This is a genomic window from Cutibacterium sp. KBN10P07758, from assembly GCF_050286205.1.
In the GTDB taxonomy this organism is placed as follows: domain Bacteria; phylum Actinomycetota; class Actinomycetes; order Propionibacteriales; family Propionibacteriaceae; genus Cutibacterium; species Cutibacterium acnes.
Genome location: NZ_JBNNQV010000001.1, coordinates 790,755 through 814,384 on the forward strand (window position 1 = coordinate 790,755; position 23,630 = coordinate 814,384).

A 23,630-nucleotide genomic window follows, 5' to 3' on the forward strand; every position below is an offset into this window, starting at 1 on the left:
TCCGTCATATCTTTGGCGTAGCCTTATTGGTATGAATAACATGCCGTAGCCAAAGGCCATCCTCAAGGTGCTGTCGGAAGCCAAGGAGCCCTTGCACTACTCCGAGATCGCTCAGCGCATCTTGGACAGCGGTCTCCGTCAACAAACTGGCGCTACCCCCGCTGCGACGGTGGCTGCCACGATCTCCACGACCTTGCGGAAGAATGTCGTCCGCGTAGATCGAGGTGTGTACAGCTTAAGGACGCCACAGTCGGTGCCTCCCGAGGAGTCGGAGACTGAGTTGCCGGATTCCCGCGGGGTGATCCCGCCGACTGCACTTGAGGCGGGTGAGGAAAACAACGGATTTCTTAACGCTTTCGGCATGTTTTGGAGACGTGACGAAGTGGATTGGGACAAGTGCGGACAGACCCTCTTAGGGGCCCAGTTGAAGGTTGCTAAACCCGTTAACTTTTCTGGTCAGGTCGGCGTCTACATTCTTTACTCCGGTGAGAGAGTGATCTGCGTAGGCCGTATTACTGAGCCACGTTTGGGGCCCCGCCTGTGGGATCACACGCGCGATCGCCTTGCAGGTCGCTGGGACCGGTTCTCTTGGTTTGGTGTGCTAATCGCGAAAGATGACGGGACGCTCGGTGATGTGCCGTGTGGAAATTTTGCCGTCGATATGCTCGTTTCCACCATGGAAGCCCTTCTTATTGAGGGCCTAGAACCGCCACAGAATCGCCGTCGAGGTGATGGCTTCAACGCTACGGAGTTCATTCAGGCGACGGATCCTGAGGTAGAGCGCCGCCGCGCTAAGCAGCTCCTATTCAAGCTCACCGACTCGAAGTAATCGAACGTTCGGGCCCTTCGGAGCACTGATTTCTCGTCGCTTCATAAGCCTGGTGTGGCTAGCCCGGTACGTAGGCGTCAGTACGGGTAGTCACCCTTGATGACGAAGTAGCTACCGCGGATGGTTCCGGCGAGTTTTGAGCGTTGCCGGGCGAACTTGAACGCGGACAACTCAGCTGGTTGGTCCATGCCGTCACACAGCTTGAACCCTACTGCCCGTTTTCCGGAATTCGCCACCGTCCACAGCACGTTGATCGCCAGGCCCGACGCGTAAAACACATGCACCCAGTGGATTCCCTCAACGTCATTGATGCTGATCTCCAGGGCTGGGGAGGCAATGGTGATGTCACGTTCTTCGGCCAGAATCTGGGTTACCCATGCGAGTGCGTAGGGCTCCTCACTGGCAGGCGACACCTCAAACGTGTGCTTGAACTTGTTGTGGAAATACCGTGCTTCGTTGGCGCGTAAACCTGCCAAGGCCTCGGGGTGCTCGGAGGTTTCCAGCCCCTGGGCCGAGACGGTAGTGAAGTCAACCGGAACGGCCATGGGAGCCTCCAGATAGATATGTCGGATCGACGCGAACCGGCTCGACGACGAACGTGTCGAGACTACCCGTCTTGTGCTCTGGCGCGCTCGCGTCGTGTAACATGCTCGGACATTACCAGGCCGAAGATGACGAGGACGATCAGGTACAGAGGTAGTGTCCATAATCCGGTGTTGGCTGATATCGCCCCGAACAGTGGGGGAGCGAGCGTCGTCACGACGTATGCTGCGGCCATCTGGATGCCGATGATCGCTTGTGAGTTGTGCGCGCCAAAGGTGGTTGGGGTGGAGTGGATGATCGCAGGGTAGATCGGTGCGGACCCAAGCCCTGCGATGACCAGACCTGCCAGGGCGACCCATGACGGCACACCGGGTAGCCCGACGAGGACGACGCCAACTCCTACCGTGATGAACCCGCCACGCACGAGCATCCGGTCACCGATGCGTTCGGCTACGAACCCGGCCAAGAACCGGCCGGCGGTGATCCCCAGGACGAAGAGAGACGCGAACGCTGCGGCGGTCGCGCCGTCCGTCCCTCGCACCGACACCAGGTACGATGCCGCCCATAGCATCGAGGTGCTCTCGACAGCACAGTACGAGAAGAAGGCCCCTAGAACGGCAGGAACTCCCGGGGTCGCCAAGGCCGCGCGTGTCGGCACGTGGTCGAACAGCTTTGCGGAGCCACCGCCGTTGATCTTCCGCGTCTTGTTCCACAACGGAAGACTGACGGTGACGATCGCTGTCAGTATGGCCTGCAGAGTTCCGACCGTGCGATAGGCCGACGGCCATCCGTGACCGCTACTTAACGCCTGGCTCATGATGAACGGGCTGATCGATGCTCCGAGTCCCCAACAGCCGTGCAGCCAGTTCATGTGCCGAGCGGTGTAATGCAGGGCTGCATAGTTGTTGAGTGCGGCGTCGACCGTTCCAGCTCCTAGTCCATACGGCATCGCCCACAGGCACAGCACCCAAAACTGAGTCGAGAAGGAAAAGCCGAACAGTGCCGCGGCTGTCAGCGCGACACTTGCCGCAGTCACTCGTCCTGGGCCGAAACGCGTTGTAAGCCGGTCGGACATCAGGCTCGAGATGATGGTCCCGGTGGCGATGATGAAGGTTATGAACCCTGCACATGACAGCGGTACGCCGAGGCTTTCATGCATGGCTGGCCATCCTGCGCCGACCAGGGAGTCGGGCAGACCCAGGCTGATGAAAGCCAAGTAGATGATCGCCAGTAGGAGCATATGCACGATGAAAGGGGACCTTTCGTCATACCGCAATTGGGGTTCGGGCACCGAGAGTGGCTCGTGAATCCCATGCTGACAATGTCGTCTAATCGTCTCGCATGGGGCATTGAGTCATCACTCAAGCTGGGTGGCCAGGTCGTCGAGAAATGCCTTTACCTGGGCCAGCTCCTGTGGCGGGGTGGGATACAGCGCTAGCATCCGCTCAGGTAAACCGGCGGCCTGGTGACGTAACGAGCGCCCTCCCTCTGTGAGACTGATGATGCGCCGCCGTTCGTCGTCGTTGCTCCAGGCTCTGGTGATGAAGCCGGCGTCTTCCAGGCGGCGCAATAGGGGAGTCAGGGTGCCGCTATCGAGGTGTAATCGCGTTCCGATGTCATTGACGCCTACCGGACCCTCAGCGTGCCACAACACCAGCATGGCTAGGTACTGGGGGTAGGTGAGACCGATGCCTTCGAGCAGCGGTCGGTAGGCGCGCGTGACCGCCCTGCTAGCTCGGTAGAGGGAGAAACAGAATTGGTCGTCGAGGTCGAGCGTTTGATCGTGCACAACGGGGAGGATATTAGATGCACAACAAGATTGGACACAACTTAGTTGCGCGCTATGTTTCTTATAACGCTGCACGACAGAAACGTCAGCGCACATTCGTCCAGCGAGTAAGGAGACACCATGATCGAGATCGAGCCCGTCTACACCACCGAGGCTATTGCTACCGGTGCCGGCCGCAATGGTCACGTCCAAAGTCCCGACGGCCGCGTGTCTGAGGATCTGGCTGTTCCCGTCGAGATGGGTGGTAGCGGTAAGGGCACGAACCCGGAGCAGCTGTTTGCGGCTGGCTATGCCGCATGCTTCCACTCCGCCCTGCAGATGGTGGCCCGCCAGGCAAAAAAGGACCTTGGCGACTCCTCGGTGGGCGCACGGGTTTCAATCGGTCAGGCCGGGGAGGGGTTTGGCCTTGCCGTCGCCCTGGAGGTCGTTATCCCGGCTCTGCCGCACGACGAGGCCCAGCGGCTTGCCGATAAGGCCCACCAGGTGTGTCCCTACTCGAACGCCACTCGGGGCAATATCCGCGTTGACGTCACCGTCGTCGACGACTGACGTCAGGTGCTCCTGGGGACGCTTCTAGGTCAGCCCTCGGGGGCATCGAGCGCTCCGGCGCCACGCGACGGATATTGCGAAAAGCGCCACCGCACGACACAGCGAAAGGAACACCCTCCATGTCTCGAATCCTCATGATTCTCACGTCCCACAACCAGCTGGGTGATACCGGCCGCAAGACGGGTTTCTGGCTAGAGGAGTTCGCCGCCCCCTATTACGTGTTCTGTGACGCCGGACACGACGTCACCCTAGCCTCGCCGCGGGGTGGGCAACCGCCGATCGACCCGACGAGTTCGCTGCCGCAGATGCAGACCGATGCCACTCGCCGTTTCGATGTTGACGAGCAGGCCAAACGTGCCTTGGCGACCACCACCCCGTTGTCGGAGGTCGATATCGCCACGTTCGACGCGGTGTTCTACCCGGGTGGCCACGGTCCGCTGTGGGATCTGGCGGACGATCCCACCTCGCAGCAGATCATCTTGGATAGCGACGCCGTGGGGCGGCCGCTGGGTCTGGTATGTCATGCCCCCGGTGTGTTGCACACCGTCAAAAAACACGATGGAACGCTGTTTGTTACCGATCGTTCGGTGACCGGTTTCACCGACGGTGAGGAGGAGGCCGCCGGCCTGACTGGCGTCGTTCCCTTCCTCGTAGAGGACTCCCTGAAGCAGGCAGGCGCTCGGTACAGCAAGGGTCCTGACGGTGATAGTTACGTCGTTACGGACAAGACGCTGGTCACTGGTCAAAATCCGGCCTCGTCCGCTGCCACAGCCCAGCGGTTGCTCGACCTATTATGTGTTCGAGTCTAGATATGTGAGTGAAAGGCCCGGAATCATTTCAGCATGGGATGAAGCGTGCGCGTAGCTTCGGGCTTGCGGAACATACAATGGTTTGTGAGAAGGAGCAGCCAAAAAATGAATTGATGACGAAGGTGGTGGGCCGTTGAGCGCGCTTGCCAAGGGCCACGTTATTTCGATGAACATGCCTAAGATACGGTGGGCGTCACTGCCGTGGTTATGGATGATTCTGAGTCGGACGTCAGCTTGTCTGACTGGTTGCTGCTGATCTGTCTTTGCAGAAACTATGCGTATACCAGTGGACTGGCCGGCTCGTATCATGTTTCATAGGATGGGTTCGACGTTGAGCTGTCTAGAGCCGTTGTGATCGGTATCCATGGTTGGATGGGGTTCATCTCGATGGAGGAGTGTGTCCTGAGGGGTGGCAGTGACCTGGTAGGGGTGCCTGCGGCGTCGCGGCTTGCGATCGCTGGTTCTCGGGGATGACTCTCGGATGAATATAGATCTGCTAAGACGTCATTAGATTCGCTTGGCGCTTGGTTGGGAACGGGTGTGAAGCAGCCTTCTGATGGATGTATTTTTGCGTTGTTGAATAAGGTTTCAATATTAATTGAATATGGCGCTAGATGCTGGTTTAGGATCAGTTGACGTCCGCTGTAGATCCTCCCTATGGTCATTCTGGGGCCAGGCGCTTCGCCAGCTGGCCATCGCAACAATGGTGTGGCGAAGGGTTATGAGGTGAGTATGGCTGAGCAAGTCGTTGGACAGGCGTCTACAGAAGTATCCATGGGTGAAGACGTCAATGTTGGGAAGCTGTCATTCCCCGCAATGCTTTCTCTTGTCGTCGGTTCCATGATCGGCGGCGGTATTTTTTCGCTTCCGCAGAATATTGCTGCTGCCGCTAGTCCAGGTCCTATGGTGATTGGTTGGACGATCACCGGGATCGGAATGATCTGTTTGGCGATGGTCTATCAGAAGTTGGCTATCCGTCGTCCTGATCTGGATAACGGCATCTATGCCTATGCCAAGGCGGGATTTGGTGATTTCATCGGGTTCAACTCGGCGTGGGGCTATTGGCTCTCTGCCCTCATTGGCAACGTCGGGTATTTGGTGCTGCTTTTCTCGACCGTTGGCAAGTTTGTTCCTGCTTTCGCGGGTGGTAACACCGTGTGGGCGGTGCTTGCGGCGTCAGTTCTGCTGTGGTTGACCCACGCTCTCGTTCTGGCTGGGGTTCGTACTGCTGCTTTTGTCAACACGATCGCGACAATTGCCAAGATTGTGCCGTTGATAACATTCATTGCCATTTGTGCTGTTGCGTTCGATGTTGGTGTGTTTACCGAGGACTTCTGGGGGAGCCACGCGGGCTTGGGCAGTGTCTTTGCCCAGACCAAGAGCATGATGCTCGTCACCGTGTGGGTGTTTATTGGGATCGAGGGTGCGTCGATCTACTCGAAGCGTGCTCGCAAACGTTCTGATGTGGGCAAGGCGACTGTTGGTGGTTTTCTCTTCGTCCTGGTTCTCCTCATCGGTGTCAACCTCCTGAGCATGGGGATCATGCATCGGGCCAAGCTGGCCGGCTTGCCCGACGCGTCTATGGGTGATGTTCTGTCCTCTGTCGTCGGGCCGTGGGGCTCGGTGCTTGTCAGTGCTGGTGTCATCATTTCCCTGCTTGGGGCTCTACTGGCCTGGATCCTACTGTGCGGTGAGACGATGCAGGTGCCGGGTGAGGACGGCACCATGCCGAAACTGTTCGGACGGATCAACAAACATGAGGCTCCAGCTCCCGCTTTGTGGATCACCAACATCGTCTCCCAGATATGCCTTGTCATGACGGTGTTGTGGGACGGTGCTTACTTGGCGATGGCGACCCTGGCTGCCGCCCTCATCCTGGTGCCGTACCTGCTGTCAGCCGCATTCGCCCTGAAGATGGTGATCAAGGGCGAAACCTATGAGAACGGTCCCCGATCACAGCGAGTGCGTGATGCCGTGGTCGCAACTGTCGCAACCTTGTACGGCATCTGGCTCGTCGTTGCCGCAGGCGCGGATGCTCTCATGCTTGCGGCCCTGCTCTACTTGCCTGGTGCTGCAGTGTTCGTCTGGGCCAAGCGTGAGCTGCGGGCCAAACGGATTTTCAAACCCTACGAGATCGGCGTTCTTGTCCTGCTGGCGTTGATTTCCGTGGTATCCATCATTTCCATAGTTACCGGGAGGCTTTCCTTGACGTGATTGCTCCACCCACCCTTAATGTGGAAACTCATAAATATATACACAATCAGTGATGTAAGAGGGCAATCCTACGGTGCTGCGGTGATTGCCATGGCAGGGAACTTGTTTCCCCACGATGAAAGGTTAAGAAATGACTACTCCCATTGGTGCATGGTCGGAAGTTGGCAAGCTTCGTGAGGTGATGGTGTGCGAGCCGCGTCTGGCGCATCGTCGGCTCACTCCAAGCAATTGTAGAGAATTGCTCTTCGATGACGTCCTGTGGGTCGAAAAAGCACAGGAAGATCATCGAGATTTCGTGGCCAAGATGCGGGAACGTGGAATTGTCGTTCATGAAATGCATCAACTGTTGTCCGAGGTTCTTGATATCTCTGAGGGTCGTTCCTGGGTACTTGACCGGAAGTTGTCCCCCAACGCGGTTGGGCTGGGTGTTGACGAGGATGTTCGGGACTGGCTCAATGACATGCCTTCGGACACCTTGGCCGAGTATCTCATTGGTGGCGTAGCTTACGGCGAAGTGCCTGCGGACAGACGCAAGCACGTTCTTGGTGCGCTTATCAAGGCGCACAGTGAAAATGAATTTCTCATTCCGCCGCTGCCCAATACTCAGTTCACTCGAGATACCACGGCATGGATTTTCGGCGGTGTTACCTTCAACCCAATGCGTTGGCCGGCTCGTCAGCAGGAAACCGTCCTGGCTAGCGCCATTTACACTCATCACCCCATCTTCGCCGAGCGTGACTTCAAGATCTGGTACGGCTGCGCCGAGGCTGATCATGGCATGTCCACCCTCGAGGGTGGCGACATCATGCCGGTTGGCAACGGCACGGTACTTATCGGAATGGGTGAGCGATCCTCGTGGCAGGCCATCACCCAGGTGGCGCGTTCCCTGTTTGCCCAGAATGCAGCACGCAGGATGGTGGTCGCGGCCATGGCGCCGGACCGGGCCTCCATGCATCTCGACACGGTGTTTAGTTTCTGCGACGTCGATCTCGTGACTCTTTACAAGCCAGTGGTCGATACCATCACCCCGCTAGTGCTCGAGCCCAGCAGCGAGGCGGCGGGCTTCTCGGTGCGCGTCGACGACCGTCATTTCACCGATGTCGTCGCCAGCTCCTTGGGACTGGATGGTCTGCGTACCGTCGAGACGGGTGGCGACTGCTGGGAAGCCCAACGCGAGCAGTGGGATGACGGCAATAATGTGGTAGCTCTTGAGCCCGGTGTCGTCGTTGGATACGACCGCAACACCGCGACCAATGCTTTGCTCGCGAAGGCCGGGGTGGAGGTTGTCGAAATCAAGGCCGCCGAGCTGGGACGCGGTCGAGGGGGCGGCCACTGCATGACCTGCCCGATCACTCGTGATCCGGTGGATTACTGATAAGTCCCAAAGCGAAACAGGTAATATGCGTCCGCCGCACGAAGCGGACATATCAAGGAAGGAATATCAGATCATGGCTTTTAATCTGAAGAATCGTCATTTGTTGTCGTTGGCGCATCATAGTACTGAGGAAATCAAGTTCCTTGTCGGCTTGGCTGCAGATCTCAAAGAAGCCAAGTACTGCGGGACGGAGCAGCCGCTCCTCAAGGGGAAGAACATTGCCCTCATTTTCGAGAAGGCGTCGACTCGTACCCGTTGTGCCTTCGAGGTGGCGGCTCACGACCAGGGTGCTCACGTGACCTACTTGGGGCCCAGCGGATCTCACATTGGCCACAAGGAGTCCATGAAGGACACGGCCCGCGTCCTGGGGCGTATGTATGACGGCATCGAGTACCGCGGGTTCCACCAGTCGGTGGTGGAAGAGCTGGCTGAATACGCAGGTGTCCCGGTTTTCAATGGCCTGACCGACGAGTTCCACCCGACCCAGATGCTCGCTGACGCTCTCACCATGCGTGAGCATGCTGAGAAACCGTTCCACGAGATCAAGTTCGCTTACGTCGGCGACGGGCGCAACAACATGGGCCGTTCGCTCCTGCTGCTGGGTGCCAAGCTCGGCATGGATGTGCGTATCGGTGCTCCCGAGGGGCTGCAGCCTGAGGCCGAATTGGTGGAACGTTGCCGCGAGTGGGCCGAGCAGTCCGGTGGCAAGGTGCTGGTGACCGCTTCTGCGGAGGAGGCCGTGCGCGATGTCGACTTCATCCACACCGACGTGTGGGTGTCCATGGGCGAGCCTGTGGAGAGCTGGAGCGAGCGGGTCGGCACCTTGCTGCCGTTCCAGATCAATGATGCGTTGGTCAAGGCTGCTGGTAACCCGCGCGTCAAGGTGATGCACTGCCTGCCGGCATTCCACAACAGTGAGACGGCGGTTGGTGCTGAGGTTGCCAAGACCTACCCGGAGCTGGCCAATGGCATTGAGGTGACGGAGTCCGTGTTCGAGTCGCCTGCCTGCATCGCGTTTGACCAAGCGGAAAATCGCATGCACACCATCAAGGCCGTCCTGGTGTCCTCCCTGGCCTGACGAGTGATCTGAGGAAGAATATGAGGATTTTGGTTGCACTTGGTGGTAACGCGTTGCTGCGGCGTGGCGAGACCATGACGGCGGAGAATCAGCGTGCCAATGTGCGCATCGCCGCAAACCACATCAAGGAGGTTGCGGTCGATCACGAGGTCGTTGTAGCCCATGGTAATGGCCCCCAGGTAGGTCTGTTGGCTCTGCAATCGACAGCCTACGAGGAAGTCGGTATCTATCCGCTGGATGTCCTGGGCGCAGAGTCACAGGCCATGATCGGCTACATGATCGAGCAGGAACTCGGCAATGTGATGCCTCAGGATCAGCAGATCGTCACCATGATCACGATGACAGTCGTCGACGCAGATGATCCTGCTTTCAAGCATCCCACGAAACCGATCGGCCCGGTCTACGACGAGGCAACTGCCAGGCGCCTGGCGGCTGAGAAGGGCTGGACGATAGCCCCGGACGGAGAGTACTACCGGCGTGTGGTCGCGTCCCCGCAGCCCAGGAACATCATCGAGCAGAAGGCGATCCGCCAGTTGGTGGATTCCGGCGTCATGGTGGTGTGTGCCGGAGGCGGCGGCGTCCCCTGCGTCTACGACGAGGACGGTATTCTGCACGGGGCTGAGGCAGTCATTGACAAGGATCTTGCGTCAGCCGAACTCGCCGTGCGTGTCGACGCGGACCTGCTGGTCATCGCTACCGATGTGGCCGGTGTGTTCCGCAACTGGGGAGAGCCTGATCAGGAGCGCATCGAGCAGATGCACGCATCGGATGCCCTCAACACGGAGTTTGCCGCTGGCTCGATGGGTCCGAAGGTTAAGGCCGCCTGCAACTTTGCGTTGGCTACCGGGAAACGTGCTGTGATCGGGTCGTTGGAAGACATCCAAGGTCTGGTCGCGGGCACGCACGGGACTGCCATCATCCCCTGACAGCGATGAACTGAAACCCCGCCGGGATAGTAGCATGCCGTGTACAAAGTACACGACGACGCTAGAGAGTCCCGGCGGGGTTGCCATGGGTTAAGGCTCTAGGGTATTCGTGACGGGTGTGTGCGAAAGGGGCGATGTCGTTGTCGAACGATGATCACAGACCGGTTCTCATATCTAGGGCGGCAAGGCTGTCGCGCATTAGCGCTTTAATTCGATCTGAGCAGATATCTTCCCAAGCTGAATTGGCGCGTAGGCTAGCTGCCGAGGGAATAGTCGTGAGCCAGGGCACTCTTTCCCGAGACCTCAAGGATGTAGGGGCGGCGCGCGGTCGAGATCAGTTGGGGAATTTTCAATACAGCATTCCTGAGGGTGAGCATCCTTCCCAAATGACGACGGGGCTGCCTGCTCGGAACCATTTGGCTCGTATGTGTCACTCACTGTGCATCGCTGTCAATTACAATAACGGTGCGGTGGTAATTAAGACTCCTCCGGGCGCAGCACAATATTTGGGTTCAGCTATTGACACCTCGGGTGTCCATACAGTGCTTGGCACCATCGCGGGTGACGACACTGTCCTCGTTGTTTGTAAGGTCGGAGTTGAAGGAGAAGATCTTGCAAGGTTGTTCCGCGAAATGGCTGAGACAGGGTTGCCAGCCAAGGGACTGGTTGCAGTGAATTGATGGAGCGCCATGGCGAGATTGGCGCTTTGTCACGGGCGAGCGCTCACAAAGGCCAGTGCGCGGCACAGCGCTGAGGAGAGTTTTCACAATGACACAGTGATGTGTCGTCTGTTCCGTTGTCGGTCTGACCGGTATCGTGCCACGGGTGACTACACCCGACCACGAACCCGACCCCTGGGCAATGCAACTGGTGCTACTTCGTGATAAACATCACCCGGCACGTCAGGTAGACGCTTGCGAGGCGGCAGCGCGAGCCGTCGTCTTTCTTCTCGATGATCCTCGTACCCAACCGGGAGGCCCATGGCATGACGCCGTGCGGCAGTGGTCTGACAAGCGCATCCGCAAGATCGTCCGCCGCGCCTCTGGAAAGAGATGGGACGACGTCCAGGTTCTCGACGGCGTCACCATCAGCCAGGATCCACCCCCGTATGCCAGTCCCGAAACTGGTCCAGCCAGGGTACGGGCCTTCGTTCCAGCCCCGGTGCACCCGCAGCCCAAGCAGATCGACAAACTTCAGGTCGCCGGCACCAACTTGCCTGCCGACGGCGATTCCGCCACTACCGAACCCGTTGTCACGATAGAAATTAACCCTCGCATTGAGATGACTACCGGCAAGGCTTGCGCTCAGTGTGGCCATGCCGCCCAGCTCGCCCACGAGGCTATGAGCTTCGGTAACGACGATGACCGCCACACTCTGGAAACCTGGCGCCACGACGGATTTCGAGTTCGCGTTGTTACACCCACGGTTGAGCATTGGGACTCTGATGTTGCTCGGGTGAGAGTCGTTGATGCCGGTTTCACGGAGTTTGATGGCCCCACTGCGACTACCAGGGCGCGGTGGTGACCGGGGCCGCGTAGACTCGTGTCATGACTCAGCTCCTTCTCACCGTGGTCGGCGCCGACCGCTCCGGGCTCGTCTCCGACTTGTCTGAAATTGTTGCCCATTACGACGGAAATTGGCTTGATAGCCGTATGGCACGGCTCGCTGGTGCCTTCGCGGGGATTGTCCTCGTTGACATCAAAAGTTCTAAGGTCGAGCCTCTTAAGGCTGACCTAGCCGGTCTTGAGGTCAAGGGCTTGCGGGTCACTGTTACTGATACTACCCCGCAGCAGGATGAGGGCGAGGCTGCCTTGGTGGTTCACCTCGTCGGCCACGACCATCCGGGCATCATCCATAAAGTAACGGCTACCATGGCTCGCCTCGGGGTCACCATCGACGATCTTTCGACTGGGTTGCGTGAGGCCCCGATGGGGGACGGCATCCTCTTTGAGGCGCAGGTGCAGTGCCGGATTACAAACGCGACGACCCTCGACGATCTACGCTCGGAACTAGAAGCCATTGCCACCGAGATCATGGTTGACATCGATCTGGTTGACCGGTCCTGATCCCGGGCATCGTCTAGGAGGTCTCATGACTCGTATCCCTGGCACAGATCTGGACATCAGACCATTGGTTTTGGGGGCCAATACCTTCGGCTGGACGGCTGATGAACACGACTCCCATGCCATCCTCGACGCTTTCCTTGGTGCCGGGGGATCGCTGGTCGACACCGCTGACGGCTATTCCCATTGGGCCGACGGCAATAACGGGGGCGAGTCCGAGCGAATCATTGGTTCTTGGTTGGAACAAGGCGGGCGACGTGACGACATCGTTATTGCCACGAAAGTTGCTACCCACCCAGAGTTCAAGGGCTTGGCGCCGGAGAACATCTCTGCCGCAGTTGACGCTTCCCTGGCCCGGCTCCATACCGACCACATTGATCTCTACTACGCCCACTTCGACGACGACACCCAGCAGATCGAGGACATGGCAACGGCTTTTGACAAGCTTGTCAAGGCTGGCAAGGTGCGCTGGGTTGGCTTGTCGAATTTCTCGGTGGCCCGCGAGCAGAAGTGGCTTGAGGTGGCCGAGCATGAAGGACTAGCCAGCCCGGTGGCATTGCAGCCCCAGTACAACTTGTTGCATCGCGCAGACGTTGAGGATCCGCAGGGCTATGGTCAGCTCGCCAGTGAGTACAGTCTGGCCCTCCTCCCGTACTTTTCGCTGGCGTCGGGGTTCCTCACAGGCAAGTACGCCACGCGGAACGACCTGCACGGTGTCACCCGAGAATCCATGATGGCGGCGTACTTGCCTGACGCCGAGCACGAGAAGGCGGCCTTCGCTGTCCTCGATCAATTGCGTCAGATTGCTGGGGACCATCGCGTCGAGGTGACCTCGGTCTCATTGGCGTGGCTACTGGCTAAAGGGGTTACCGCACCTATTGCTTCGGCGCGCACTATCGACCAGCTTGATGCTTTGCTAGCCGCTCCCGACCTCGTCTTGTCCAGCGACGAAGTTTGCGCTCTGGACGAGGTGTCGGCTGTGTTCGCCCATGAGTGAATCATCTGCCGAATACTCGTGGTCGATGGTCTGGCCTGCATAGGGTACCGACATGGCTACTACCGCTTTCATGGGAAAACCCCTTAACACCGTCGGGGACCTTCCTCAGGTCGGTTCCTTGTTGCCGTCGTTCGCTCTCGTCAAGAGTGACTTGTCGGAGCTGAGAAGCGATGAGTTGAAGGGCAAGAAGCTCGTCCTCAACATTTTCCCGAGTGTGGACACCGGAGTGTGTGCAACGAGTGTGCGCACCTTCAACGAGAAAGCCGCTGGACTCGACGACACCATCGTCTTATGTGTTTCTCGTGACCTTCCATTCGCCCAGGCTCGCTTCTGCGGTGCGGAGGGCATCAAGAACGTCGTTGTCGCCTCGGCCTTCCGCTCCCATTTTGGTAAGGACCTTGGCGTTACCCTCGCCGATGGCCCGATGCAGCATCTGCTCGCGCGCGCCATCATCGTCGTGAACGCTGAGGGAAAGGTTACCTACACCCAGCTCGTCGATGAGATCACTACCGAGCCGGATTACGACGCTGCCCTCGAGGCTGCGTCCAAGGCCTGATTCACGTCGGTTTTGAGGGGCGTTTTGGCATAAAGTCGGGGCGCCCCTGATTTTGTGCCGCGTATCGACATACGGAGTATTGAGTAAGGAGGTGGGGGAGGGCGGTACAGTGGCCGACGCTTCGTTCAGCAGGGCGGGGCGCTCCTATCTGAGGACCACCATGGACGGCGAATTGAAGCGCGGGCTCTCCTCGCGGCACATGAACATGATCGCAATCGGCGGGGCCATTGGTACTGGCCTGTTCGTGGCATCTGGTGCCACCATCTCCCAAGCTGGGCCGGGTGGAGCTCTGGTTGCCTACTTCGCTATGGGGCTTATGGTCTTCTTGCTTATGCAGTCTCTCGGCGAGATGAGCTCCTATCTCCCGGTGCCAGGCGCATTCGAAACCTATGCCACCAGATTCGTCTCGCCTTCCTTTGGCTTCGCATTGGGGTGGAATTACTGGTTCAACTGGGCCATCACGGTCGCTGCTGAATTAGCTGCTGCCTCCATCGTTATGGCCTACTGGTGGCCCGGTGTACCGGCCTGGATGTGGTCGGTCGGATTCCTGGCGTTGCTCTTCCTCCTGAATGTCTTGTCTGCCCGCGCGTATGGTGAGAGCGAGTTCTGGTTCGCCATCATCAAGGTGACGGCAGTTATCGTCTTCCTGGTGCTTGGGATCCTCATGATCGCTGGCGTGATGGGGACATCTCCTGGTCTATCTCATTGGCGTCGCGGTGACGCGCCCTTCGTTCACGGGTTCGGTGGCATCCTGACTGTCTTTCTTATTGCTGGATTCTCCTTCCAGGGCACCGAGCTCATCGGCATTGCTGCAGGAGAATCGAAAGACCCCCGAATGACGATCCCCAAGGCCACTCGTCAGATTTTCTGGCGGATCATGATCTTCTACATCGGTGCCATCGCCGTTATCGGTTTGTTGCTGCCTTATACTGACCCGCACCTGCTTGCGGGCGAGGTCACCGATGTTGCTGTCAGCCCGTTTACGTTGGTCCTAAAGCGGGCCGGTGTTGCTGCTGCGGCGGCTGTCATGAATGCGGTCATCCTTACCTCGGTGCTTTCGGCTGGTAACTCTGGTCTTTATGCGTCCACCCGAATGCTTTACGCCCTAGCGCGTGAGGGCAAAGCTCCTCGCATCCTTGGCCGTACTAGTCGACGAGGTGTCCCGGTGCCGGCTCTTATCGTCACTACTCTTGTCGGCGCGGCCTGTTTTGCTACATCTCTGGTGGGGTCAGGCCAGGCATACACCTGGTTGGTCAATATCTCTGGTCTGTGTGGATTCATCGCATGGATCGGTATTGCGATATGCCATATCCAGTTCCGGCGCGCCTTTCAGGCTCAGGGGCACGACCTGTCCGAGTTGCCGTATCGGGCGCGCTGGTATCCTGCCGGTCCTATCGTCGCCGGGGTGTTGTGCGTCATCGTTACTCTCGGCCAGGGACGTGACGCAGTTCTCAGCGGTGATGTCACCGACATGATCGTCGCTTACATCAGCATTCCGGTATTCCTGGCGTTGTGGGTCGGTCACAAGATTGTCACCAAGGCGCCTCATGCCGACCTTTCAACGGCCGATCTTCATCACGACTGACATGATGGTGGTAATTGATCGGCCGTGACAAACGGGGAGGCATCATGGCTTATCGGCCCGGATGGGTTGACCACCTCATTGGGTGGCACGTCTATCCCCTGGGGTTCGTCGGAGCTCCGGCACGACTGGAATCTCAGGAGGTGAGTCATCGTCTCGCTCATCTGGGAGCCTGGCTTGACCATGCCGTGGCACTGGGCTGTTCAAGTCTGGCCTTAGGGCCGGTCTTTTCCTCGGCTAGCCACGGCTACGACACCTTGGACTACTTCACTATCGACCCTCGGCTAGGCGACGACGATGACTTCGATCACCTGCTTCAGGCCGCCCATGCTCGTGGTCTGTCAGTACTGCTCGACGGGGTGTTCAACCACGTCTCGCGTCGCAACCGCATCGTGCAGGATGCGCAGAGTGCTGGGCCCGATTCAGACGCCGGCCGCATGGTTCGCTGGTGTGCGGGGCGCCTCGACGTTTTCGAGGGTCATAGTGACCTGGTCGCACTCAACCACGACAACCCCGCAGTGCGGGAACATGTCACCCGGATCATGAACTATTGGTGCGGTCGCGGTGTTGACGGCTGGCGGCTGGACGCCGCCTATTCCGTCAATCCTGAGTTCTGGGCTGCGGTGCTGCCCTCGGTGCGAGAGAAGTACCCTGAAGTGTGGATCTTCGGTGAAGTTATTCACGGCGACTATGCGAGTATCGTTCGAGCCTCGGGGATGGATTCGGTGACCCAGTACGAGTTATGGAAAGGGATCTGGTCCTCTATCGAGTCTCGTAACTTTTTCGAGCTAGATCATGCTTTGGGCCGCCATAACGAGTTCAGCGATGCCTTCACCCCGATGACCTTCGTCGGCAACCATGACGTCACCCGTATCGCCTCGAGGGTGGGACAGGACGGCGCAGTTCTCGCAACCGCGATACTCGCCACCATTGGAGGTATCCCGCTCATCTATTACGGGGACGAGCTAGCTTATCGTGGAGTCAAAGAAGAGAGGTTCGGAGGCGACGACGATATTCGCCCGGTATTCCCCGCCAGCCCGGCGGATTTGTCGAACCTCGGCGCCGACACCCTGCGCGCTCATCAAAGCCTGCTTGGCTTGCGGCGCCGACATCCGTGGTTGGTGGACGCTCGCACCGAGTCCCTGGATCTCACGAACGAACGCTATGTCTATCGCACCGGCGTGCCGGGGGTCGAACCTCTTATCGTCGAACTTGATGTGCGCGATGGCTGCTCGGTTCTCATCCGGGAAGCCGGTCAGGTCGTTTGGTCTAGCGGAGCCTGATCCTTGTGACCGGCATCGCCCGGGTCAGTCCCCACCGAAGAGATCCCGGGTGTAGACCTTGTCAGCGACATCGGATAAATCCGGTGACATCCGGTTGGCAATGATGACGTCGCAGTTAGCTTTGAAGAAGGCAAGGTTCTTGGTGACCTCCGAGTGGAAAAACTCGTCGCCGTCAAAGGTCGGCTCGTAGACGACCACCTCGATGCCCTTCGCCTTGATGCGTTTCATGACGCCTTGGATCGAGGAGGAACGGAAGTTGTCCGAACCTGCCTTCATGACCAGACGGAAGATCCCCACCCGTTTCGGGTCCCTGGCAATGATGTCAGAGGCGATAAAGTCTTTGCGCACGGTGTTGGAGTCGACGATGGCCTGGATGAGGGTCTGTGGCACGTCCTGGTAATTGGCTAATAGTTGACGGGTGTCTTTAGGCAGGCAGTAACCGCCGTACCCGAAGGACGGGTTGTTGTAGTGGTTGCCAATGCGAGGATCGAGGCAGACCCCGTCAATGACTTGACGGGTAGACAGCCCGCGCTGGGAGGCATAGGTGTCGAGCTCGTTGAAGAAGGACACCCGCATCGCCAGGTAGGTGTTGGCGAAGAGCTTGATGGCCTCGGCCTCGGTGGCACCGACGAAGAGCACCGGGACATTGGTGTCAACGGCCCCGGCAGCCATGAGGTCGGCGAAGAGGTGGGCTTTGGGGGAGTCCGCCCCGACGACGATCCGCGAGGGGTGAAGGTTATCGAACAGAGCCTTACCTTCTCGCAGGAACTCGGGGGAGAAGATGACGTCAAGCCCGGAGCGCTCCTTGCGAACGCCCTCGACGAAGCCCACCGGGATTGTTGATTTAATGACGGTCGTCGTGTGAGGGGCGAGTTCCTGGACCAGATCAAGGACCTCGTCGACGCTTGAGGTGTCGAAGTAGTTTTGGCCAGGGTCATAGTTGGTCGGGGTGGCGATGACGACGAAGTCTGCTCCCCGGTACGCTTCCTGCGGGTCGGTGGTGGCGCGCAGGTCCAGGTTGTGATGGGCCAAGTACTCCGCTATGAGGGGATCAACGATGGTGGTATGCCGGTTGTTGACCATATCGACCCGCTCAGCGTCGATATCGATAGCGACGACGCTGTTATGCTGGGCCAGCAACACGGCATTGGCCATTCCGACGTAGCCCAATCCTGCAACGGCAATCTTCACGGGAGGTCCTTTCGGGGGTCCCCATGAGTTTAAGGCAGCGATGTGGCGTACGACACCAGTCACCTTTTTCCGGCCTCCGGCAACACCTCGTTGCAGGGCTCGCCGTCCAGGGTGAGCCCTGCAACGATCACTATCGCGACCGCCTAATTCCTCTTGGCCACTCGATCTACGAAGGTGACGAGGCTCGATTCCACGTCGGCACGCGACTCGGGCTCGTTGTGCACCTCGTGGCGCAGGCCGTCGTATAGGTGTAGCTCGACGTCGTGCCCGTCCCTTCGCAGGCGTTGCGCGACAGCCTGCACGCCGGTGCCGAAGTTGCCCGCAGGATCCTCGCTGCCCGCAAACAAGGCGATGGGGATCTTCGGCATCGCCGCATAGAAGCCCTCCCCGTTAGCCATGTCGTAGATGTCGGCGAAACCCTGCAGGAAGCGCGTGCTCATTTGGGCACCGAAATTATTGAACTTATCTTTGCCGTAGTCGGCAACCACGTCCCTGTTACGAGCCACCCAGCCGGTGGGGCCGTCGCCTTCGCTCAAGCGGTCAGTACATCCGTCAAACATTTGGGCGACGAGGGACTCGGGGGCGGGACCGGCCGGGTTGGTCGCCATGGCCTTCGCGAGCGCCTCGTGGTCAAGGGTGGTCTCGAGGCCGCGTAGCTGCGCCACGACGCCGCCTAGTGCTAAGCCGTCGAGGCGGGCGTTGGGGCGGGTAGCCATCGCACGGGCAATCAGGGAACCCCAACTGTGACCGAAGACCACCCAGGGTGGCCTGTCAACTGCTGCTGCAGTGTGAGCTCGTCGGAAATGACAACCTCGGCGGAGTTGTCGCCCGCGTCAGCCCACTGGCCCGACTGCATGGCGGTGCGACCGTGGCCGGCATGGTCGTCAGCGACGACGATAAAGCTCGCATCTAGCAGAGCTGAAATCATGTGCAGGTAGCGGCGTGAGTGCTCACCCAGACCGTGGATGATCTGGACGACGGCCGCCGGCGTTCCCACTGGTTCGTAAGCCCATGCCTGGATGGTGTCGCGTCTGTTGCGTGAAGTGAATTCGATTTCCTGCAATGCCATGATTGACCTCCTTGTCAGCGGCTCAGCTGTCAATAGCGGCGAGGCTAACACCTCGTGGGCCGCTGGTGAATGGCTGGTGAGTACGGGGGTCATGTCCAAAGCGGCTAACTGAGCCCAGTACCGCAGGCTCTAGCAGTTACTGCGCGGCCGTTCATCCTGCATGTGCACAATCGTGCACTTGTGACCCCGCTGCACGGAGGTGGTTGTGCGCGGCCTAGTATCGTACCTGCTGGTGCCAAGGAATCCTTCGTGGGATTTTGAGGCGGTAAGAGGGAATCCGGTGAGACTCCGGAACTGCCCCGCAGCGGTGAGTGGGAACGACATCACCATCGTCGCTTATCCGGTTCTCGAATCGGTTTGGCAGCGATCAAGCACTGGGCTTCGGTCTGGGAAGCGGTGACGTAGGACTCGTCGGCAGACGAGGTGCCCACGAGTCCGAATACCTGCCAGAGCGTGTGGTGCACTACGCGTGTACCACAGCGTCCGAGGTCTCGAGGGCCGACCGAGGTCGTCCAACCATCCACAGCGGAGCAGGAGTCTAACGAATGACTGATCCTGACAACCTCGCATCCAAGTCCGTCGAGGACAGGATGCCTGAGGAGTTGAGCCTGGCCGGGGACTTCCCGAAGGTCACCCACGAGCAGTGGGAGGAGGCGGTCCTTAAGGTTCTGAACCGGGGTCGTCCCGAGGGCAAGGAACTCAACATCGAGCAGGGAATGAAGCGCCTCGAGCCGACTACGGTCGACGGCATCCAGATCGAGCCGATGTACCGGCGTCAGGATGCCCCCGAGAAGCTCGGTGTTCCGGGCGTGCCGCCGTTCACTCGTGGTACCACGATCCGTGAAGGCGGCATGGATGCATGGGATGTCCGGGCCCTTCATGAGGATCCCGATGTCGCGTTCACTAAAAAGGCCGTTATCGCCGACCTTGAGCGTGGCGTGACGTCCCTGTGGCTGCGGGTCGGGGCTGACGCCATTAAGCCCGAGGACATTGCGGGTGACCTCAAGGATGTGTTGCTCGACCTGGCCAAGGTTGAGGTCTCTAGCCGTGATGACCAGGAGGCCGCTGCTCAGGCTCTCCTTGATGTTTACATTGAGTCCAAGATCGATGCTGACAAGCTGTCGTTTAACCTCGGTCTGGACCCCATCGGTTTTGCGGCCCTTAATGGCGGTAACCCAGACTTGTCCGGGATGGCCGAGTGGGTCAAGAAGACCGAGAATTACAAGAACTCCCGCCCCTTCGTCGTTGACGCCACGATCTACCACAACGCCGGTGCTGGCGACGTGCACGAACTCGCGTGGGCTGTCGCGACCGGCGTTGAGTACGTCCGAGCTTTCATTGAGCAGGGGCTGACAGCTGAGCAGGCCTTCGATTCCATCAACTTCCGCGTCACGGCCACCCACGACGAGTTCCTCACTATTTCCCGTCTGCGTGCCCTACGTACCTTGTGGAACCGTGTTGGCGAGGTCTTCGAGGTACCGGCTGCTAAGCGTGGTGCCCGTCAAGAAGCGGTCACCAGCTGGCGCGAGCTCACTCGCGACGATCCTTACGTCAATATCCTTCGTGGCACGATCGCAACCTTCGGTGCTGCTGTCGGTGGCGCTGAGGCGGTCACGACCTTGCCTTTCGACGCCGCTATTGGTTTACCGAAGAGTGACTTCTCTCGTCGTATCGCTCGCAACACCGGCATCATTCTCGCTGAAGAGTCGAATATTGGTCGCGCTAATGATCCAGCTGGTGGCTCCTTCTATGTCGAGGCACTCACCAAGAAGTTGGAGGATGCCGGTTGGGCCGAGTTCCAGGCCGTCGAGGCTGCTGGTGGCATGGCTGCCGCCCTCACCGGCGACCATGTCCGCACCGAGCTCGACAAGCTCAACACCGAGCGTGCCAAGCGTCTTGCCACTCGCAAGCAGCCGATTACGGCCGTCAGTGAGTTCCCGCTGCTCGATGCCAAGTCCGTCGAGACCAAACCGTATCCAGCAGCCCCGGCCCGTGAGGGTCTGGAATGGCACCGTGACGCCGAGGTCTTCGAGGCCCTCGTTGATCGCTCTGCCACTTGCCCTGAGCGTCCAAAAGTGTTCCTGGCCTGCCTGGGAACCCGCCGTGACTTTGGCCCGCGCGAGGGATTCTCCGCCCCGGTATGGCACATCGCCGGCATGGAAACCCCCGAGTGTGAGGGGGGCACCACCGAGGAGGTCGTGAAGGCCTTTAAGGAGTCTGGTGCTGATATCGCCGACCTGTGCTCGAACGCCAAGACCTACGCGGCTCAAGGTCTCGAGGTCGCCAAGGCCCTCAAGGAGGCTGGCGCCAAGCTGGTTTACCTGTCAGGTGCCTTCAAGGAATTCGGTGATGATGCCGCCGAGGCCGAGAAGGTCATCGACGGGCGCATCTACCTCGGGATGGACGTCGTGGACGTCCTGACCGCCACTCTGGACACGTTGGGAGTTGCCAAGTGACCACCCTGCCTCGTTTCGATTCCATTAACCTCGGGGATTCTTCGGTTCCCGCAGATGCGCAGGAGCAGTTCGCCAGATTGGCTGCGGCCGCCGGTGAGCAGGAGCCCTGGACCACTCCGGAGCAAATTCCGGTTGGTCACCTCTACTCCGAGGACGTCTACGGTGACATGGACTGGCTAGACACCTACGCCGGTCTGCCACCATTCACACATGGCCCGTACGCCACCATGTATGCCTTCCGGCCGTGGACGATTCGCCAGTACGCCGGATTCTCCACCGCTAAAGAGTCCAACGCGTTCTACCGTCGTAACCTGGCCGCCGGTCAGAAGGGCCTGTCGGTCGCCTTCGACCTGCCGACCCATCGCGGCTACGACTCTGACAACCCGCGTGTTCCCGGCGATGTCGGTATGGCAGGCGTGGCCGTGGACTCCATCCTGGACATGCGTGAGCTCTTTGCGGGCATCCCGCTGGACCGCATGTCGGTGTCCATGACGATGAACGGCGCAGTGCTGCCGATTCTTGCCCTGTACGTTGTTACCGCTGAGGAGCAAGGCGCCAAGCCCGAGCAGCTCGCCGGAACGATCCAGAACGACATCCTCAAGGAGTTCATGGTTCGTAACACGTACATCTACCCGCCGCTGCCTTCGATGCGGATTATCTCCGACATCTTCGCGTACACCAGCGCGAACATGCCGAAGTGGAACTCCATCTCGATCTCCGGCTACCACATGCAAGAAGCTGGCGCTACCGCCGATATCGAGATGGCCTACACTCTGGCCGACGGCGTTGATTACATTCGCGCCGGTGAGTCGGTGGGCCTACAGGTCGACCAGTTTGCGCCGCGTCTTTCCTTCTTCTGGGCCATTGGCACCAACTTCTTCATGGAGGTCGCCAAGATGCGTGCGGCCCGCATGCTGTGGGCCAAGCTGGTGCACCAGTTCAACCCGAAGAATCCGAAGTCGATGAGCTTACGCACTCACTCGCAGACCTCTGGCTGGTCGTTGACAGCCCAGGACGTTTACAACAACGTGATTCGTACTTGTGTGGAGGCCATGGGAGCCACTCAGGGACACACTCAGTCCCTGCACACGAACTCTCTCGACGAGGCCATCGCTCTGCCGACCGACTTCTCCGCCCGTATTGCTCGAAACACCCAGCTGTTCATCCAGCAGGAGTCGGGCACCTGCCGCGTTATCGATCCTTGGAGCGGCTCGGCCTACGTCGAGAAGCTTACCCTCGAGCTGGCTCGCAAGGCCTGGGCTCACATCCAGGAGGTCGAGAAGGCCGGTGGTATGGCCAAGGCCATTGAGAAGGGCATCCCGAAGATGCGCATCGAGGAAGCTGCTGCTCGTACCCAGGCTCGTATCGACTCGGGTCGTCAGCCCCTCATCGGCGTCAACAAGTACCGTCTCGACGAGGAGGAGCCCCTCGAGGTCCTCAAGGTCGACAACACTCAGGTACTCAAGGAACAGAAGGCCAAACTCGAGCAGCTGCGCGCCAACCGCGACGAGGAGGCGTGCCAGGCCGCTCTGGAGAAGATCACCTGGGCAGCTGCCAACCCGGATCCGAGTGATCCTGACCGTAACCTGCTCAAGCTGTGCATTGACGCTGGCCGCGCAGATGCGTCTGTCGGTGAGATGTCTGACGCAATGGAGAAGGTCTTCGGGCGTTACACTGCCCAGATCCGTACCATTGAAGGCGTGTACAGCAAGGCAGCCGGCAATTCTGAGTCCACTAAGAAGGTCCACGAGCTCATCAAGCAGTTTGAGGAGAAGGAAGGCCGTCGTCCGCGTATCATGATCGCGAAGATGGGCCAGGATGGTCACGACCGTGGCCAGAAGGTCGTCGCGACCGCTTATGCTGACCTTGGTATGGACGTTGATGTCGGCCCGCTGTTCCAGACCCCGGAGGAGACTGCTCGACAGGCTGTTGAGGGTGACGTCCACGTTGTCGGTGTCTCCTCACTGGCCGCCGGGCACCTTACGCTAGTGCCGGCCCTGCGTAAGGAACTGGACAAGCTTGGTCGCTCCGACATCATGATTGTCGTCGGTGGCGTCATTCCGACCCAGGACTTCGACGAGCTGCGCAAGGATGGCGCGGCGGCCATCTATCCGCCTGGCACCGTTATCCCGGACGCTGCCGTTGAGTTGATGGAGAAGCTGCTCGCCGCGCACAACGACGACTGAGCCCGATAGGTTGCTAACCTGAACGAGGCCTTCGGAGCCTAGGTTTCGAAGGCCTCGTGAGCTCCCGATGTTGGGATACTACGGAAAACCACGGGGGATGGGGCTGCAACCGTAAACGTCGTCTTCGGGCGGTAC

General features: G+C 59.3%; 22 protein-coding genes and 1 riboswitch. Of the genes, 16 read left to right on the plus strand and 6 right to left on the minus strand.

The window, feature by feature from the left end; translation table 11 throughout:
• The first annotated feature begins 67 nt into the window (after positions 1-67).
• Positions 68-829 carry an HTH domain-containing protein gene (locus ACOYO3_RS03920; protein ID WP_002525104.1) on the plus strand — a complete coding sequence of 254 codons (762 nt, stop codon included), beginning with the start codon at positions 68-70 and terminating at the stop codon, positions 827-829.
• Positions 830-906: 77 nt separating this feature from the next.
• On the opposite strand, the gene ACOYO3_RS03925 is transcribed toward ACOYO3_RS03920, so the two are convergent.
• The 3 genes from ACOYO3_RS03925 to ACOYO3_RS03935 form a co-directional block, all read right to left on the minus strand.
• Positions 907-1,374, minus strand: a complete 468-nt coding sequence (locus tag ACOYO3_RS03925; protein WP_002515161.1) for a hypothetical protein — start codon at positions 1,372-1,374, stop codon at positions 907-909.
• Positions 1,375-1,436: 62 nt separating this feature from the next.
• Positions 1,437-2,612: an MFS transporter gene (locus ACOYO3_RS03930; protein WP_002525103.1), complete on the minus strand. Its 1,176-nt coding sequence runs from the start codon at positions 2,610-2,612 to the stop codon at positions 1,437-1,439.
• A gap of 117 nt (positions 2,613-2,729) precedes the next feature.
• Positions 2,730-3,161: a MarR family winged helix-turn-helix transcriptional regulator gene (locus ACOYO3_RS03935; RefSeq protein WP_002518127.1), complete on the minus strand. Its 432-nt coding sequence runs from the start codon at positions 3,159-3,161 to the stop codon at positions 2,730-2,732.
• Positions 3,162-3,281: 120 nt separating this feature from the next.
• Here ACOYO3_RS03935 and ACOYO3_RS03940 point away from each other — a divergent pair, with 120 nt between their 5' ends.
• The 13 genes from ACOYO3_RS03940 to ACOYO3_RS04000 all read left to right on the plus strand — a co-directional run bounded on the left by ACOYO3_RS03940 (position 3,282) and on the right by ACOYO3_RS04000 (position 16,593).
• Entirely contained in the window at positions 3,282-3,710 is a 429-nt protein-coding gene (locus ACOYO3_RS03940) for an organic hydroperoxide resistance protein (protein WP_002518125.1), read from the plus strand.
• A 119-nt stretch (positions 3,711-3,829) separates the two neighbouring features.
• Complete coding sequence (locus ACOYO3_RS03945) at positions 3,830-4,519, plus strand: type 1 glutamine amidotransferase domain-containing protein (protein WP_002515117.1); 690 nt, start codon at positions 3,830-3,832, stop codon at positions 4,517-4,519.
• A gap of 657 nt (positions 4,520-5,176) precedes the next feature.
• Complete coding sequence (locus tag ACOYO3_RS03950) at positions 5,177-6,733, plus strand: basic amino acid/polyamine antiporter (RefSeq protein ID WP_002518090.1); 1,557 nt, start codon at positions 5,177-5,179, stop codon at positions 6,731-6,733.
• A gap of 130 nt (positions 6,734-6,863) precedes the next feature.
• Positions 6,864-8,108: an arginine deiminase gene (locus tag ACOYO3_RS03955; protein ID WP_002515158.1), complete on the plus strand. Its 1,245-nt coding sequence runs from the start codon at positions 6,864-6,866 to the stop codon at positions 8,106-8,108.
• 73 nt (positions 8,109-8,181) lie between these two features.
• Positions 8,182-9,186, plus strand: coding sequence for an ornithine carbamoyltransferase (locus tag ACOYO3_RS03960; RefSeq protein WP_002518130.1), 1,005 nt, complete (start codon positions 8,182-8,184; stop codon positions 9,184-9,186).
• A gap of 20 nt (positions 9,187-9,206) precedes the next feature.
• Positions 9,207-10,112, plus strand: a complete 906-nt coding sequence (arcC, locus tag ACOYO3_RS03965; protein WP_002515151.1) for a carbamate kinase — start codon at positions 9,207-9,209, stop codon at positions 10,110-10,112.
• Between the two features lie 134 nt (positions 10,113-10,246).
• Positions 10,247-10,792: an arginine repressor gene (locus ACOYO3_RS03970; protein ID WP_002519213.1), complete on the plus strand. Its 546-nt coding sequence runs from the start codon at positions 10,247-10,249 to the stop codon at positions 10,790-10,792.
• A gap of 181 nt (positions 10,793-10,973) precedes the next feature.
• On the plus strand, positions 10,974-11,636 hold the full coding sequence (locus tag ACOYO3_RS03975; protein WP_002519212.1) for a peptidyl-tRNA hydrolase: 663 nt from the start codon (positions 10,974-10,976) through the stop codon (positions 11,634-11,636).
• 23 nt (positions 11,637-11,659) lie between these two features.
• Entirely contained in the window at positions 11,660-12,178 is a 519-nt protein-coding gene (locus ACOYO3_RS03980; RefSeq protein ID WP_002518126.1) for a glycine cleavage system protein R, read from the plus strand.
• A 25-nt stretch (positions 12,179-12,203) separates the two neighbouring features.
• Positions 12,204-13,172 (plus strand): aldo/keto reductase, encoded by a 969-nt coding sequence (locus ACOYO3_RS03985; RefSeq protein ID WP_002525102.1) that lies wholly within the window; start codon positions 12,204-12,206, stop codon positions 13,170-13,172.
• A 52-nt stretch (positions 13,173-13,224) separates the two neighbouring features.
• Positions 13,225-13,728: a thiol peroxidase gene (gene tpx, locus ACOYO3_RS03990; RefSeq protein WP_002518107.1), complete on the plus strand. Its 504-nt coding sequence runs from the start codon at positions 13,225-13,227 to the stop codon at positions 13,726-13,728.
• Between the two features lie 79 nt (positions 13,729-13,807).
• A complete protein-coding gene (locus tag ACOYO3_RS03995; RefSeq protein ID WP_002519211.1) occupies positions 13,808-15,313 on the plus strand; it encodes an amino acid permease in 1,506 nt (501 codons plus the stop codon).
• 44 nt (positions 15,314-15,357) lie between these two features.
• The gene (locus ACOYO3_RS04000; protein ID WP_427305772.1) at positions 15,358-16,593 is read left to right on the plus strand and encodes an alpha-amylase family protein; all 1,236 of its coding nucleotides are present in this window, start codon (positions 15,358-15,360) and stop codon (positions 16,591-16,593) included.
• Between the two features lie 24 nt (positions 16,594-16,617).
• Here ACOYO3_RS04000 and ACOYO3_RS04005 read toward each other — a convergent pair whose 3' ends face one another.
• From ACOYO3_RS04005 to ACOYO3_RS04015, 3 genes are all read right to left on the minus strand, one after another.
• A complete protein-coding gene (locus tag ACOYO3_RS04005) occupies positions 16,618-17,784 on the minus strand; it encodes a nucleotide sugar dehydrogenase (RefSeq protein ID WP_002515177.1) in 1,167 nt (388 codons plus the stop codon).
• 143 nt (positions 17,785-17,927) lie between these two features.
• On the minus strand, positions 17,928-18,542 hold the full coding sequence (locus ACOYO3_RS04010) for a serine aminopeptidase domain-containing protein (protein WP_002515183.1): 615 nt from the start codon (positions 18,540-18,542) through the stop codon (positions 17,928-17,930).
• Positions 18,512-18,853: an alpha/beta hydrolase gene (locus ACOYO3_RS04015; protein ID WP_427305773.1), complete on the minus strand. Its 342-nt coding sequence runs from the start codon at positions 18,851-18,853 to the stop codon at positions 18,512-18,514. Before ACOYO3_RS04015 ends, ACOYO3_RS04010 begins: the two co-directional genes overlap by 31 nt.
• Before the next feature lie 213 nt (positions 18,854-19,066).
• Positions 19,067-19,318, plus strand: a riboswitch (cobalamin riboswitch).
• 80 nt (positions 19,319-19,398) lie between these two features.
• Here ACOYO3_RS04015 and mutA point away from each other — a divergent pair.
• Both mutA and scpA read left to right on the plus strand, forming a co-directional pair.
• Positions 19,399-21,309: a methylmalonyl-CoA mutase small subunit gene (gene mutA, locus ACOYO3_RS04020; protein WP_002515197.1), complete on the plus strand. Its 1,911-nt coding sequence runs from the start codon at positions 19,399-19,401 to the stop codon at positions 21,307-21,309.
• Complete coding sequence (scpA, locus tag ACOYO3_RS04025) at positions 21,306-23,495, plus strand: methylmalonyl-CoA mutase (protein WP_002515157.1); 2,190 nt, start codon at positions 21,306-21,308, stop codon at positions 23,493-23,495. Before mutA ends, scpA begins: the two co-directional genes overlap by 4 nt.
• Positions 23,496-23,630: the final 135 nt, after the last annotated feature.

Coding starts and splice junctions, on each gene's coding strand:
- ACOYO3_RS03940 (WP_002518125.1), top strand. CDS start 3,282: ATGATCGAGATCGAGCCCGTCTACACCACCGAGGCTATTGCTACCGGT.
- tpx (WP_002518107.1), top strand. CDS start 13,225: ATGGCTACTACCGCTTTCATGGGAAAACCCCTTAACACCGTCGGGGAC.
- ACOYO3_RS03975 (WP_002519212.1), top strand. CDS start 10,974: ATGCAACTGGTGCTACTTCGTGATAAACATCACCCGGCACGTCAGGTA.
- ACOYO3_RS03925 (WP_002515161.1), bottom strand. CDS start 1,374: ATGGCCGTTCCGGTTGACTTCACTACCGTCTCGGCCCAGGGGCTGGAA.
- ACOYO3_RS03950 (WP_002518090.1), top strand. CDS start 5,177: ATGGTCATTCTGGGGCCAGGCGCTTCGCCAGCTGGCCATCGCAACAAT.
- ACOYO3_RS03930 (WP_002525103.1), bottom strand. CDS start 2,612: ATGCTCCTACTGGCGATCATCTACTTGGCTTTCATCAGCCTGGGTCTG.
- ACOYO3_RS03955 (WP_002515158.1), top strand. CDS start 6,864: ATGACTACTCCCATTGGTGCATGGTCGGAAGTTGGCAAGCTTCGTGAG.
- ACOYO3_RS03985 (WP_002525102.1), top strand. CDS start 12,204: ATGACTCGTATCCCTGGCACAGATCTGGACATCAGACCATTGGTTTTG.
- arcC (WP_002515151.1), top strand. CDS start 9,207: ATGAGGATTTTGGTTGCACTTGGTGGTAACGCGTTGCTGCGGCGTGGC.
- ACOYO3_RS04015 (WP_427305773.1), bottom strand. CDS start 18,853: ATGGCATTGCAGGAAATCGAATTCACTTCACGCAACAGACGCGACACC.
- ACOYO3_RS03960 (WP_002518130.1), top strand. CDS start 8,182: ATGGCTTTTAATCTGAAGAATCGTCATTTGTTGTCGTTGGCGCATCAT.
- ACOYO3_RS04000 (WP_427305772.1), top strand. CDS start 15,358: ATGGCTTATCGGCCCGGATGGGTTGACCACCTCATTGGGTGGCACGTC.
- ACOYO3_RS03970 (WP_002519213.1), top strand. CDS start 10,247: ATGTCGTTGTCGAACGATGATCACAGACCGGTTCTCATATCTAGGGCG.
- ACOYO3_RS03945 (WP_002515117.1), top strand. CDS start 3,830: ATGTCTCGAATCCTCATGATTCTCACGTCCCACAACCAGCTGGGTGAT.
- ACOYO3_RS03980 (WP_002518126.1), top strand. CDS start 11,660: ATGACTCAGCTCCTTCTCACCGTGGTCGGCGCCGACCGCTCCGGGCTC.
- mutA (WP_002515197.1), top strand. CDS start 19,399: ATGACTGATCCTGACAACCTCGCATCCAAGTCCGTCGAGGACAGGATG.